Here is a 14,351-nt window from a genome sequence, read left to right as displayed (position 1 = left end):
TAGAGTTTCCTAAATTTATGAAGGAAAATTGTAAAGCTTGGAGATTTTATTATATAAAAAAACATGAATTGGATGAAGCCATAAAAAATTGGGAGAATTTAATTCGAACTTTTCGACAGAATTTAATTCAAGGAAAATATCAGCCAATCCTTGATGATGTTGAACTTTCAAGTCATCTACCATGGTTTATTTCTGTTGCAATGTTTATCGTTCCTTTAGGCTCAGAGGAACAAAATCATATTCTTTTGATAGAGAAACTAATAAATATTTTATTTGAAAATGAATATAAATATAAAAGTCACTTCTCAGATCAGGATTCAGATAAAGAATTACATCATGAAATAAAACGAGAAATAGAAGAGTGTTTTATTGAACATATTGTTTTTTTAAGAAATAAGAATTTTCACCCTTATAAGAGTTTATTAATTGAAGCTTGCCAGAAAGCCCCTGCTTTTATGTATTCAGTAAAAGTTAGTTTTGAAGCGGAAATGGAACGAAAAAACGAACCTCAGTCTATATGGTTGCTTTGGAATATGTTAGCTCCTGATGTTAAAAAACTAGCTCAAACCGAAATGAATGTGCGTTATTCTGGGATTGAAACGGACAGTGTTCTCCTATTAAAAGATATGCTTTATTCAGGAAGAAAATGGCAAGGGCATATTGATGAATCCCGCTATATTTCTGGGGGAGCTAACGCAATACTGCAATTTGCAGAAGAGACGGCGAGTAATAGCTATGTTTTTGAAGGCTTAGCTTCATTGATTCATTATTTCCCAACATTATTTTTCAATAAAGGTATTTCTATTCTTGCTAATTATTTTGATAAGAATTCATCAATAATTTCAAAACGGCTGAATACAGCTTATTACCTTGAAATGTCTATCCAGCATTATTTACAAGTTGAAAATCTTGGTTCATTACCTAAAGAAATGTTTAATTCATGTATGATATTACTAAATGGAGTGATTGAAACGGGGTCCGCTAGAGCCTACTATCTTAGAGAACATTTGATCCGTTCAAGAAAAATAGAGGTATAAATTTTTAAATAAAATATAATTTATTTACTTTTAAAAATGTTATATATCATATGACTCTTGAGTAGGTGTATATCTTTCTCAATTGTTAACTTTCATCAATATAAAAAAGCCATTCCACAAGAATGGCTTTTTATTTAGTATCAGATTCTAAACATTATTAAAACTAAAAGTTATAACAACTAATTATAATAATGCATATGCATTTAAATAATCGCTTGTGCCGTTACATACCAGATTAAACATTGCGAATGATCGATAAACTGATTTTTATCATCCAATAATAGTTTAACAATTCTTTTCGAATTTGATTATAATCAGCATGTAGATTTACATAACGACATTTCCCCCAATCAACGCTATTTTATATCTGTAACAGTTCCGTGTGAAACTAAAGGGATTTGGGTTTTATCATCAAGAACGTTGAATAAAAAACTAAGAGTGTGGATTGCTAATAAATTGAATCATGGTATTGAGTAAATAAAATAACTATTTATTTTTTTATATCTTCTTTTCTGATTTTAATGCACTATTGATTAATTCATAATGCCTGCTTCAAATTATTTTATAAAAATTAAATAATCATGTTTTCAGCTTTTCATTACGCTGTAAATGATGATAGATGTCTTGTAGAAAATACTGTTCACTTATCAAACTTGATATTAATTGTTATTTTTCTTTAAAATATCGTAACCAGATTTTCTTGTCTATTTTTTCATTTCCCCTCTTTTAAGTTGTGTAGTAATATTATTTACATTTACATGATTGTTAATCTGTTAAAATAGTAAAATATTTGAAATATTTTCATTGTAAAATGAAATAATGTCACGGTTATTAATAATTAACTAAATAAATAATTAGATTACAAAATAAAATAATAAAATTTAAAAAAGAGAAATATGAAAAATAATTGTCAATTTATTACTGCAAAATTTAATCGATATGACCGGTTTTTAGATTCAGGTAAGATTTGTTGTCGTATTATTACCAATAAAGAGGTCTATTTTTTTTATCGAAATCAATTTATTGATGTAAAGGTTTTAGATGAATTAAAAAAAGATGATGTTATCCATGTCGGTTCTCATGAGCTTGATGATGGTACTTATTGGCTTCATTGGCTAGTTTCATCTAAAGGTGATTTGGCAATTAAGGATAAATTTAATTATGATATGCCATATCGTCTTATGTTAATTATGCTAGTTTTAGCATTTTTAGGGCTGTTATTTGTTTGGCTAAATATAGATATCATATCACTAATATTGAATGGTTTTCTGTTTTTAATGATAGCAGGGTACATTTGTCTAAATTTATTTAATTTAATAAATTTATTTTTACCTAAACAAATTTTTTTACGTAAGCAATATTTTAGATTAAAAGGCGGTGATTTTGGGTTTATGAAGAATTCGCTTTTAGAAGAACGCCAACCCTTATGTTGTGCAGTAACAGACTTACCTATTTATGAAGGAATTGCTACTAATGTTACTAGCAAAATGAAAAAATCATCAACATCATCATCATCATCTATAAAAGTAAATGTTTGGCAGGAAATATCATTTAATTTCAATGCCAGTTCTTTTACAATAAAAGAGTCTAGCCTCGTTTTATCTAACTTTCTTGTACCTGTTATTTATAACATTAACCACCCGACCTTTATTGCCTCTAAAGATAGACTCAGCTTAGTATTGGAAAAAAATAAAATCCGAGGTATTGTTAATCATAGCGATGGTTCAAGTTACCTAATTAGTCACTGTATTTGGATAAGTAGAAGAAAAGCAAAAATTTTACTACGTCATTGGTATCTCGATCCTTCCTATAACGTATTGTTTTTACTAGCAATAGCATATGGAATTTTTGATGGTTGGTCTCCAACTAATGGTATTATGCTATTAGGGTTAATAGGATTAAAGATTATTTATCCTCCATTGACGTTATTAATTTATTCGCTAATTGCATATTTTAATGATCGTTCCTATAGCAAACGAGTCTTAAAGTGGCTATGTGAAACAACCGGGCATTGGCCTAAGGAAATTTGAATTACAGCAATTAAACAAAAAATTATTAGCTAAAGAACGCTGAATTTGAATTTTGGTATTATCGCATTGTAATGCATTTTCTCTTCAGCTAGTTTTAAGTTTAATTTCTTCGTTTTAAAAATTAAGTAATGTAACGCAATTTAAGTAGAAACATATTTTGGTTCTTAATCAAATTACAGTTCTATGAATTTGATAAAAAATACACTTTTATTGCGTTACTTAAACACTGATTCTGTCTTCAATAACTTGAATAGTATACATTATCCAGTAAAAGTATATAAGTTCACATAATTTGCCAAAAATCCTATCGTTGTTTCTCTAGTGTCATCTAAGTGAAACTGTGCCAGCAATAACAACAATATTATAAATGGTTGAAGGTGTGACGATTATATTGAATTTACTCATGAATAAAACAAATTACAAATAGGGAAAATTATTCAACAGTTTGATTTTATGAAAGTAATAGAGTCTTATTCTAAAAAGAGAGAGCTTCAATCTTAATTATAATATTTTTTTATCTAGTTTTTGTAAAATTATCATTAAGAAAAAAATTCAAAATAAGCTTGCTATATGTAAGGTAATATGCGTTAATATGGGCATGCATACAACATGCAGCTCTATTAAAGCATTAGAATTTGAATATAAGTCGTTAATAGTTTACTTGCCAAACCGTGTTAGTTTTCTTCAGCTTTAGCTTCTTTCTAGCGTTATAAATAAGATTTGTAAGTTATATGTTGATCCACATAGATTAACTATGTGTTTTATTTTGTTTATATATTTAGGATATTTTTAGATGACTAAAAAAACTGGCCAAGTAAAATGGTTTAACGAAAGTAAAGGTTTTGGATTTATTACTCCTGTTGATGGTAGCAAAGATGTTTTTGTTCACTTTTCTGCAATCGTAAATGATGGTTTTAAAACCTTAGCGGAAGGTCAAAACGTTGAGTTTTCAATTCAAGACAGTGCTCGTGGTCCAGCTGCTGCAGATGTTAGAGTAATCTAAGCATAATAGTCTTAAAATCTACAAAAAATTAATGATGTTTTTTTAGATTTTAAAACTTTGATTCCAGTGAATCTTCTGTTATTTGCAATACCCCTTTGGGTATTGCATAATGTAAAGACTGATATTAATCCTTTCTTATCACATTATTCCATTTTAATTTAAGTTTTTAACTCTTGTTTTTACTTATCATTGTTATTCAATTTAATTTGTTCAATGAATGTTATTAGGTAAACATTTTATTTAATAAAATTATGTAAGTTTTTTTGAATTTGTCGATATTTCCAGGGTTCTATCGGTTTTTTATCTTGCCAAAGACCCAACTTCTTTTGCTTTGCTTGCCTTTCAAATTTTACCATTTTAGGATTAGAAGCTATGTTATTGTAACGATAAGCCCACGCATAGCCCTCTTTAACCATTAATTCATTGATATTATCTTCACAATAAAATATTGTTGCTAATTTCCGATTGTAAGTGTCTTTACCGCTTTCTTGTATTATTACTTTTTTATTTGCAATAAGTGATGAAAGATGTTGTCTAGATTTCTTTGCAAAAGGTTGACCTAATTCTGGTGCATCAATATCAATTAAACGGATACGAGTTTTCTTTTTTTGTTCGGTTATTACTACAACCGTGTCACCATCAATGACTCGAATAACGGTTGCCGGATATTCAGCAAATAAATTAAAGGATACAAAAAGAAGAGCTACTATCCAAAATCGTGTATTATATTTTCTCATTTAACTAGTAACCGTAATAAGCCAGTTTCTAATAAATTATACGTTGTTTTGTTATGTTTTTTAAAATTATTGGAATCGAAAGGTTAGTTTAATTTTATATTTATTCGATTTGTTATACTTTAGTATTAGGCTGAATTATTGTTTTCAATAAAATATGGTAATGAATATGTATTTAATGTCATTTAAACAAGCACAATATGCGCAAACTTTTGTTGATTATATGAAAACAAAAGGTATTGCAATGCATATTGAATTAGATATAGAAGGAAATAGTCAATTATTCATAGATAGTGAAGATGAACAAACTATTGCGTTAGTTAAATCAGAACTTATTTCATATCTTAAAAATCCTTTTGATCCACAATATAGTAATGCTAGTTGGCAGATAGGATCACATTTTAAAGAAAAACAAAGCATAAGATTGAATTTAGGTTTACCTAAAATTATTTCAGCCGGGAAGCTAACCACTTCAATCACGTTGATTTGTGTCTTAGTATTTGTTTTATATACTATTATGGGTCCTTATCAAATATTGGATTATATTGGCTATCCGACAGTAGGGCATTTTTATGAAATTTGGCGCTACTTTACCCCAGCATTGATTCATTTCTCTCTAATTCATATTGTTTCAAATCTTATGTGGTGGTGGTATTTAGGTGGCATGATTGAAAAAAATCGAGGAACTTTTAAGCTACTTGAATTGTTGTTATTTGCGGGAATATTATCTAATTATGCAACAGGTATTATATCGGGACCAAGTTTTGGTGGATTGTCTGGGGTCGTATATGCATTAATGGGTTATGTTTGGTTATATGGTGAAAAAGTAAAATCCTCACCAATACGCTTTGATAGAACAATGATGTTTTTTGCCTTAATCTGGTTAGTTGCAGGTTATCTTGGTTGGTTAGGATCAATTGCAAATACAGCGCATTTGATGGGTTTAATAATAGGTCTATTGTTGGCCGCTAAAGACATCTGGTTTATTAAAAAATAATCAATATATATCTAAATGTATTTTGATATATATTGATTGAGAATCATTATAAAAATGGTATTTCTAAAATATCTATTTAGCAAATCGTTTATCAAAATCACTTAACCCATTTTTGATATAAGGGTCACCTATCCAACGTGGTGTTTTAATAAATGAAGGATTGACAAGACTTTTACTTGCATCGTAAAGATCATATTCTAATCCTGCGAGATCTGACCAAGTATGAATAAAATCAGCAGTACTATATTTTCGATCAACGTATTGTTTATAATTTATGTTGTGTTGTTCCTGCCATTGAGGTGATAACCAAAGTAAAAATGGTATGGTATACATTGGTTTAGTCGGTGCTTTTTCATTTCGTCCTAAAATTTTATGTGAAGGACTTTCGAATACATCTTCTCCGTGATCAGAAAAATAAAGTAAAAAACCATTTGAGTTATTTTTTGAAAAGATATCAATCAGTTGATTAACAACAAAATCGTTATATCGTTCTGCATTATCATAATTATTGTAAAGCTCCAATTCTCGATCATCTAATTTAAAGTCAGAATTAGTTGGTATTGTTTTAAAGAGATCATATTGTTTTGGAAAACGATAACGATAATTCATGTGAGTACCTAAAAGATGGATAATAATAAACTTCTTATCGTTTGGTTCTTGTAGTACTTGTTGAAATGGCGTAAATACAACTTCATCATATTGGCTAGAATTTTGATTACGATCGTTATTAAGATAGAACTGTTCATCTGCTTGTTGGGAAAACATAGTCAGCATGGTATTTCGTCTTGTCATCGTTTGCTGATTTGTAATCCAATAGGTTTTATAACCAGCTTGTTTCATAATCTGGATGATTGAAGGTGATTGTGAATAAAGATCGGGATGATGTTGATCAGCAAATGTTAAAACTTGTTCTAATACTTCAATAGTATAAGGTCTGGGAGTAATGACATCATTGAATCTGATAAAGTTAGGATCCTCTTTAAAACGTTTATCGAGTAAAGGTGTAGTATTTCGTTCATAACCATATAAGCTCATACGTGTTTTAGTGGTCGACTCACCTATTACCAATACTAACGTTCTTGGTTGGTCACCATTTTTATCTTTTAAATTCAGAATGGGTGGCACTAATTCATATTGTTTTAACAGTGTTTGCATATTTGATAATTGCTGATGGTATTTATTAAAGCTGATTAACAATTGCCAAGGTACTGTAGTTTCCATTTTTGACATAATATATTTGGTACTACCGGCAAGGTTTTTTTGTTTTAAAATTAAACAATTAACAAAAGGCCATATAAATGCTAGACAAATAATCAAAAAACAAGCGATTAATTTGTTAGTCAGTTTGAACTTAATAGGACGAATACATTTCCATAGCAAATAGGCAATGATACTGTATATGATCAATACAATTAAACAGCTGATGCTGAAATATTGTTGTAAATATTCAGAGGATTCACGCCAATTTGATTCCGACATAACAAAAAATACGCTTTGAGAAAATTCTTGTCTGTAAATGTAGAAATATCCAATTGGAATTAAGGAGGCTATCCATAATATACAACCTACCATGGCAGCTATTTTTTTGGTATATTTGGGAAATAATATTCCTGGAATTAAATAAAGTAGTGAATAAATGAGAGAATCACGTAATCCTCCAATCATACTATGTCTTGTGAGTACTAAAACCAATTGTAAACCACACGAAAAGTAAGCAAAAAATAGAAATTGCCAGAGTATGGCTATACAATTAGTTATTTTCGTATTTTTCATATTTGATATTCCATTAATAAAAGTTTAATGGAGTCTATCAATCGAAAATTAAGAAAACCTTAAATTACAATAATTAATTATTTGTATTTATGATATTTAATTGCTCTTTTCCTCGAGTTAGATTTATTAATAATTGATTGAAATATTCAAACTTATCTTCAGTTATGGCAATCATCAGTTTGGGACCATTGGCATCAAAATCTTGTGTTTCAATAATTGCGTTTATTTCTCTAAGTTTGCTCTCCAGAATTGGCCATTGTGCATATAAACAAGAAAAATGACACTTTATACGTTCAATAATCGGCTGTAATTCAGCCTGCTGCAAACAATGGCTTGCACTACCACCGTAAGCTCTTATTAGTCCACCGGTGCCCAATTTTATCCCACCAAAATAACGGGTAACAACAATAATAACCTGATCACAATTTTGCCCTTCAATTGCTGCCAGAATAGGGCGTCCGGCAGTACTAGAGGGTTCACCATCATCATTAAATCGATATTGATGCCCCAGTTTCCATGCCCAGCAATTATGTGTTGCAGCTTGATCGCTGACCAATTCAATAAACTCATTCGCTTCGTGAATCGATTTTATAGGAGAAGCATTAACAACAAAGCGACTCTTTTTTATTTCTTCAGTGATGCAATAGGGTGTAATTAATGTAAATGCCATTGAATAATCTGCTAAAATAGTAAAACGCTTCAATAATACGATACCTATGAAAAATGTCTATCAATTTGGCACAATTAAAACAACAACAGCTTGAATATGCTGAATCAATCATCATTCAAGATAAGCTTGATTTCACAATACCAAAATTCATTGGTGGCACAGATGTTGGGTTTGAAAATGGAGGAGAGATAACCCGAGCGGCTATCGTTGTTTTATCTTATCCAGATCTTAGATTAGTTGAGTATAAAGTAGCGAAAGTTAAAACAGAATTTCCTTATATTCCAGGTTATTTATCTTTTCGTGAATATCCAGCGTTAGAAGAAGCGTGGCAGCAAATATCACAAAAACCGGATTTGTTACTGGTAGATGGACAAGGAATCGCACATCCTAGAGGCGTTGGTATAGCCAGTCATCTTGGCCTATTATTAAATATACCAACTATTGGTGTCGCCAAAAAACGCCTTTATGGGCAATATACCGATCCTGATAGTAAACCTTTGTCATATGAAAAACTGTGGGATAAACATGGGGAACAACAAATAGGCTGGGTCTTACGCAGTAAATTACGTTGTAATCCTTTGTTCATTTCGCCGGGTCATCGTGTCAGTTATCAAACAGCATTAGATTGGGTCATTAAATGTTTGAAGGGATATCGATTGCCCGAACCGACACGCTTTGCCGATGCTGTCGCATCAAATAAACCTTTCTTTAGTCAAGTATTGCGAGGAATGTAACGTGTCGTCATTGAAAAAGGGAGGGTTTACATTTAAACGCTTTTTTGTAGGACATGATAAAAGTCCAATGAAAGTGACGACTGATAGTTGTTTATTAGGTGCATGGGTTCCAATCAATCCTAAAATTGAAAGCGTTTTGGATATTGGTACAGGATGCGGCATCATTGCTTTAATGTTAGCACAACGTCTAGAGCATCAATGTTGTCAGATTGACGCCGTGGATATTGATAACAATGCGACAAAACAATGCCAAGAAAATATTCAACAATCACCCTTTAAGCAAGTTAGGTCTTATTTAAGTGATATTAACCAATTTAAACAAGACGTAACGGATTACTATGACCTGATTATTACAAATCCACCTTATTTTCAACCGGCAGTTAATTGTCGTGATCAGCCACGGCAATTAGCACGCTATACAGAAAGTCTGAATTTTGAACAACTGATTTTTACTGTAAAACGTTTGCTTAAGTCAGAGGGTAAATTCTGTTTAGTTTTACCGTATCACATAGCTGATACTTTTAAATATATGTGTGAAGCCAATCAATTGCTTATGGCACAGCGTTTAAATGTACGTTATATGATGACAAGACCAATTTCATTAAGTTTAATGTGTTTTACTAAACAGTATGAACCCAGTGTTTATTCCGAACTATGTATGCGAAATAATGATGGCAGTTATACTAATGATTTTAGAAAATTATTAACAGATTTTTATTTATTTAGATCAAAGAATAAGATCGATTAATCAAATACCTGTTTCATTATTAACAATTAGAAAAATACGGTATGATAAAAAAATAGATTAATGCATAAACAGCTAATAACACAATGAAAATGGCATAAATTTTGTCGTGAAAATAGCTAAAAGCTGGTAATTTTCGTTGTTTGCGAGCATACAGATAGAAACACAATCCTAAACTATACAAAATCATTGACAATAACAGGTAATCGATACCGCCGGCGTAAATGAGCCATATTCCATAAATAGTGCCACTTATTCCTATCATAACTAAATAAGGTTTCCGATTAAGTAACGCTATTTTAAGTACAAATGCAGCAGCAAGGAGATATGGAATTAACACCATTGATGTTGATAACTGAATTAAGGTGTTATAACCGGATTGATAAAAATGGGCTAAAATTATTAAGAGAGTAATTAATGAACTGGTTAACCACAAAGCATTGACTGGAGTACCCACTTTATTTAGTTTACCAAATCGGCTAGGTACCGTATGCTGTGCACCTTGTCCACTTAAATATAACATTTCGGCAGCTAGCATAATCCAAGATAATAAACCGCCACTAACTGAAACGATAAGACCAATATTAATAAATGTTGCGCCCCAACTACCAACTACACGTTCAATCACCAATGCCATAGATGGGTTTTTCATCATGGCGAGTTCTTCTTGAGGTACCACACCTAAAGACAATACGGAAACACAGACTAATAATAAGCTCGTGATAGCAAAACCAAAAAATGTAGCACGGCTGATTGTTAAAATTGTCTTAGCTCTAGCCGCATAAACAGTTGCACTTTCAATCCCTAAGTATACCCAAACCGTATAGAGCATGGTATGTTTGACTTGGTCTATGACAGAACCTAATTGTGGTGATCCCCAAAAATCAGTATTAAAAGTTGAAACTTTGAATGCCAGAATAATGCAAATAATAAATAGACCAATTGGAACAATTTTAGCTAAAGTTACCAAACAATTTAGCAAAAAAGCTTGATAAATACCTTTTAAAACAAAAAAATGTACTAACCATAAAAAAAACAGACCAAATATCACAGCCGGCAAAGTCGTACCATCACCAAAATAACTCAAACAGTCAAAAGAACCTAATGCGCTGCATAAAATTACGAGATAACTTGCGCAAGACATCCATGCTGAAATCCAATAACCCCATGCAGCATTAAAACCAATATAATCACCGAAACCTTCTCGAACATAGCCATATAGACCATCATTTATTTTATAAAATCGAATAGATAAATATTGAAAAATACGTGTCAACATTAACATGCCGAAAAGCGTAATACTCCATGCAATTAATATTGAACCGGCTCCAGCACCTTCAGCCATGTTTTGCGGTAGACTAAAGATACCACTCCCCACGATACTCCCAACTACAAGAAGAGTTAAGGGAAGTATGCCAAGTTTATTGCGTACTATTCTATTCATCATCAATTCTTACTTAATGTTGATTTATATATTGTGTTTAGGTGTTATATGCGTCGTTCCATTAGAATCGTAATGACATACAGCTTACACCACCATCAATTTTGCGGTATTCGGAAGTGTCAACCTCGATAACTTGATATCCTAATGCAGCAATTTTAGCTTTTGTGATTGGGTAACCGGCTGGCATAATGATACGATCATTAACCCAAATACAATTTGCTGCATAACTTTCTTGTTCAGGAATCTCAATAATATTTAGATGTTGGAATTCTGGTTTGGTAATAAATTCCCCAGCGGCTAGCAAGTTATTATTTTCCAAATAGGCTAAGCCAGTTTTAAGATGTAGTACCTTTTCTAGCGTGACTATTGAACCTGTCAAACCATATTTATTTAAAAGTGCGATCATTTGTTCGGCACCTTGTTGATTAGTTCTTGCCGATAAGCCAATAAAATAATGATCATTTACCATCATAATATCACCAGCTTCAACCGTGCCTGGGTCCATTATCTTTTCGACTTTGTTAGGATAGAAACGTTTAATAGTATCTTCAATAATTAGTGTTTCATCACGTCGGCTTTTTGCACCCGGGCGTGTGATAATGGCACAATGTGGTGTACAAAGGACGGTATCTTCAACAAAAACAGAATCAGGGAAATGCTCATCAGGAGATAAAATAGTGATATCAACATCACATTGTTGTAAAGCGCGAATATATTCATTATGTTGTTCAAGCGCTTTTTTATAATCTGGTTTGCCTAAATTAGCCGAAGTTAAACCATCGACGAGAGATTTAGCAGGTGTTCTAACGATAATATGATTAAATCTTGTCATTTTTATTCCTTAATAATTATGCTTTATTTTTGAATAATAATTCACATTTCAGGCTTAATCAAGTAATAAATTGATTTATTATGCATGAAAATATATAAATCATTAAAAATGTAAGAAATATAATATTAAAAAAATAATAATGAGGTCATTACGACTCAATGATAAGAAGAAAGAAAAATCAAGTGGAGAATAAAGAGCAATAGGGATTGCTCTTTATAATAGACTTTATTCGCCAGAGAACTCAACAAGAGTAAAACAGTTAACACCTAACTCGGTAAGTTTATTTCTACCCCCTAAATCAGGTAGATCAATAACAAATGCCGCATCTTCAACAATGCCACCTGCTTTACGGATCAGTTTGGTTGTTGCGGCAATAGTGCCACCAGTAGCAAGTAGGTCATCGATCATTAACACTCTTTCACCAGGTTTAATCGCATCAGTGTGAATTTCTAAAGCATCTTTACCATATTCAAGTTGATATTCTTCTTTAAATACATGACGCGGTAATTTATGTGGTTTACGAACTGGAATAAATCCCGCATTGAGGGCTAATGCAACGGGTGCTGCAAAGATAAATCCTCTTGCTTCTGTTCCGACTACTTTATCAATTTTCTTATCACGATAATGTTCAACAAATAGTTCAATTGTTGTTTTAAAAGCGATAGGGTCTTCTAATAGACTTGTAATATCTCTAAATAAAACACCTTCCTTAGGGTAATTAGGTATAGTAATGATACTATTTTTGATTAAGTCTAGTTGAGCTTGTTTATTTTGCATAGCTGATGTTCCTTAATTGCAAACCGTGTTTTGTTTGGCAAAACACTTAGCGACGATATAACCCAATATACCGCCAATAATAGCAGGTATTAACCACCCTATACCTTGTACATATAAAGGTATATATTTGCTAAACATAGCATTAATTAGATTAACAATATAGGCAATAGTGGGCATTTCTTCATGTAATGCCGTACCTGGTAATAGGGTAGTATTAATTACAGATAAAATACTAGTGAAAAGAGTAAAGTATATTGCACCAACATATACCGCTTTATACCCTTTAAACAAATTATGAGCAAAGGTTAAAATAATAAATACAATTGTCACCGGATAAATAATCGACAATACGGGTATAGAAAATGAAATAAGGGCATTAAGACCAATATTAGCAAAGAGGGCGCTGATGATAGTAAATAAGATGGCATATTTTTGATAGGATAATTTTGGATAGATTGATACTAAATAGTTAGCACAGGCATGGGTTAGTCCAATATTAGTTGTCATACATGCCACGGTTACCATTAAACCTAAAACCAAATTACCCCAACTACTAAAATAGTAAGTTGAAGTATGAGCTAAAACTTGCCCACCATTTTCTAGTACACCTAATTGAGAGACACTGGTTGCTCCCATATATGCCAATGAAATATAGAAAAACGCAAGAATTGAACCTGCAATTAATGTTGCTTTCAAACAACCCAACATAATTTTGCGTTTATCTTCGACACCTGATTGAATAATACCTTGTACAACAATAATACCAAATACTAGTGATGCTAAGGTATCCATTGTGAGATATCCTTCAGAAAAGCCAGTGAAAAAAGGAAAATCTTGGTAATTTTTTGTGACAGGTGGTAATGTTTCTCCCATTGGGAAAAATAATGCAGCTAAAATAAGAATAAGAATAAAACTAATCTTAATAGGTGTTAGAAATTTACCGACAATATCAATGAAATTATGCGGTTTAAGTGCTAGTAAGCAACAGATGCCATAAAATAGAACTGAAAAAATTGCTAAGGCCAGTGTGTAGTATTCTTCATTAACGAAAGGTTTAATACCAATCTCAAAAGACACACTACCTGTTCTTGGCATTGCGAATAATGGACCAATTGTTAAGTAAAGTGTTGTAGCAAAAATTAGGCCAAATATAGTTCCTGCTCGTTGCGTAATTTTAAGGCAGTCTTTTTCACCAGAAAAACCGACGGCAATGACACCTAATAATGGGAGTATTACCCCTGTAATAACAAATCCCCAAGAGGCAAGGGTAAAATGATCCCCCGACAATTGCCCAAGCATGACAGGAAAAATCAAATTTCCAGCACCAAAATAGAGTGCAAATAAGGCTATTCCTATAACAAAAATCCGCATATCATTCCTTTAAATTTAATTGTTTATCAAAAACCGGCTATTATATACTTGATGAGGCAATAATTGCAAAATTCCCCAAGTGTTAAAGCCTTCTCTTTGATATAAAACACAGTGAAAATAACCATTTATAAATTAGTATCACATACTTTTTTATCCATACCCAAATATTTAATTAAATATTTCAATAGGTTATGATTTGTTACT

General features: G+C 31.6%; 13 protein-coding genes. 6 read left to right on the top strand and 7 right to left on the bottom strand.

From position 1 onward, the window contains the following. Positions 1-17: 17 nt before the first annotated feature. The 3 genes from FPB0191_RS12295 to cspE all read left to right on the top strand — a co-directional run bounded on the left by FPB0191_RS12295 (position 18) and on the right by cspE (position 4,070). The gene (locus tag FPB0191_RS12295) at positions 18-1,037 is read left to right on the top strand and encodes a hypothetical protein (RefSeq protein ID WP_211305599.1); all 1,020 of its coding nucleotides are present in this window, start codon (positions 18-20) and stop codon (positions 1,035-1,037) included. 896 nt (positions 1,038-1,933) lie between these two features. Next, the gene (locus FPB0191_RS06165; protein WP_039104748.1) at positions 1,934-3,067 is read left to right on the top strand and encodes a hypothetical protein; all 1,134 of its coding nucleotides are present in this window, start codon (positions 1,934-1,936) and stop codon (positions 3,065-3,067) included. Positions 3,068-3,860: 793 nt separating this feature from the next. Further along, positions 3,861-4,070, top strand: a complete 210-nt coding sequence (cspE, locus tag FPB0191_RS06160; protein ID WP_039104747.1) for a transcription antiterminator/RNA stability regulator CspE — start codon at positions 3,861-3,863, stop codon at positions 4,068-4,070. Between the two features lie 236 nt (positions 4,071-4,306). On the opposite strand, the gene FPB0191_RS06155 is transcribed toward cspE, so the two are convergent. Further along, positions 4,307-4,807 (bottom strand): thermonuclease family protein, encoded by a 501-nt coding sequence (locus FPB0191_RS06155; RefSeq protein ID WP_039104745.1) that lies wholly within the window; start codon positions 4,805-4,807, stop codon positions 4,307-4,309. Positions 4,808-4,973: 166 nt separating this feature from the next. Here FPB0191_RS06155 and glpG point away from each other — a divergent pair, with 166 nt between their 5' ends. Continuing rightward, positions 4,974-5,801, top strand: a complete 828-nt coding sequence (gene glpG / locus FPB0191_RS06150) for a rhomboid family intramembrane serine protease GlpG (protein ID WP_039104738.1) — start codon at positions 4,974-4,976, stop codon at positions 5,799-5,801. 72 nt (positions 5,802-5,873) lie between these two features. Here the strand turns inward: glpG and cptA are convergent, their stop codons facing one another. After that, complete coding sequence (cptA, locus tag FPB0191_RS06145) at positions 5,874-7,574, bottom strand: phosphoethanolamine transferase CptA (protein WP_039104736.1); 1,701 nt, start codon at positions 7,572-7,574, stop codon at positions 5,874-5,876. 73 nt (positions 7,575-7,647) lie between these two features. Then, the gene (locus FPB0191_RS06140) at positions 7,648-8,244 is read right to left on the bottom strand and encodes an IMPACT family protein (protein WP_039106773.1); all 597 of its coding nucleotides are present in this window, start codon (positions 8,242-8,244) and stop codon (positions 7,648-7,650) included. A 59-nt stretch (positions 8,245-8,303) separates the two neighbouring features. Between FPB0191_RS06140 and nfi the strand changes: the two genes are divergently transcribed. Together nfi and FPB0191_RS06130 are read left to right on the top strand one after the other, a co-directional pair. Beyond that, on the top strand, positions 8,304-8,978 hold the full coding sequence (gene nfi / locus FPB0191_RS06135) for a deoxyribonuclease V (RefSeq protein ID WP_039106771.1): 675 nt from the start codon (positions 8,304-8,306) through the stop codon (positions 8,976-8,978). A 1-nt stretch (position 8,979) separates the two neighbouring features. Next, on the top strand, positions 8,980-9,726 hold the full coding sequence (locus tag FPB0191_RS06130; RefSeq protein WP_039104734.1) for a tRNA1(Val) (adenine(37)-N6)-methyltransferase: 747 nt from the start codon (positions 8,980-8,982) through the stop codon (positions 9,724-9,726). Between the two features lie 19 nt (positions 9,727-9,745). Here the strand turns inward: FPB0191_RS06130 and FPB0191_RS06125 are convergent, their stop codons facing one another. The 4 genes from FPB0191_RS06125 to brnQ all read right to left on the bottom strand — a co-directional run bounded on the left by FPB0191_RS06125 (position 9,746) and on the right by brnQ (position 14,147). Continuing rightward, entirely contained in the window at positions 9,746-11,167 is a 1,422-nt protein-coding gene (locus tag FPB0191_RS06125; RefSeq protein WP_039104732.1) for a basic amino acid/polyamine antiporter, read from the bottom strand. Positions 11,168-11,228: 61 nt separating this feature from the next. Continuing rightward, on the bottom strand, positions 11,229-11,999 hold the full coding sequence (gene ddaH, locus FPB0191_RS06120; RefSeq protein ID WP_039104730.1) for a dimethylargininase: 771 nt from the start codon (positions 11,997-11,999) through the stop codon (positions 11,229-11,231). A gap of 225 nt (positions 12,000-12,224) precedes the next feature. Then, positions 12,225-12,776, bottom strand: coding sequence for an adenine phosphoribosyltransferase (apt, locus tag FPB0191_RS06115; RefSeq protein ID WP_039104728.1), 552 nt, complete (start codon positions 12,774-12,776; stop codon positions 12,225-12,227). A gap of 12 nt (positions 12,777-12,788) precedes the next feature. Continuing rightward, on the bottom strand, positions 12,789-14,147 hold the full coding sequence (gene brnQ / locus FPB0191_RS06110; RefSeq protein WP_039104726.1) for a branched-chain amino acid transport system II carrier protein: 1,359 nt from the start codon (positions 14,145-14,147) through the stop codon (positions 12,789-12,791). Positions 14,148-14,351: the final 204 nt, after the last annotated feature.

The organism is Frischella perrara (assembly GCF_000807275.1).
GTDB lineage: Bacteria > Pseudomonadota > Gammaproteobacteria > Enterobacterales > Orbaceae > Frischella > Frischella perrara.
The sequence above is the reverse complement of the archived record's forward strand: the minus strand, read 5'-3'. Positions and strand labels throughout refer to the sequence as shown.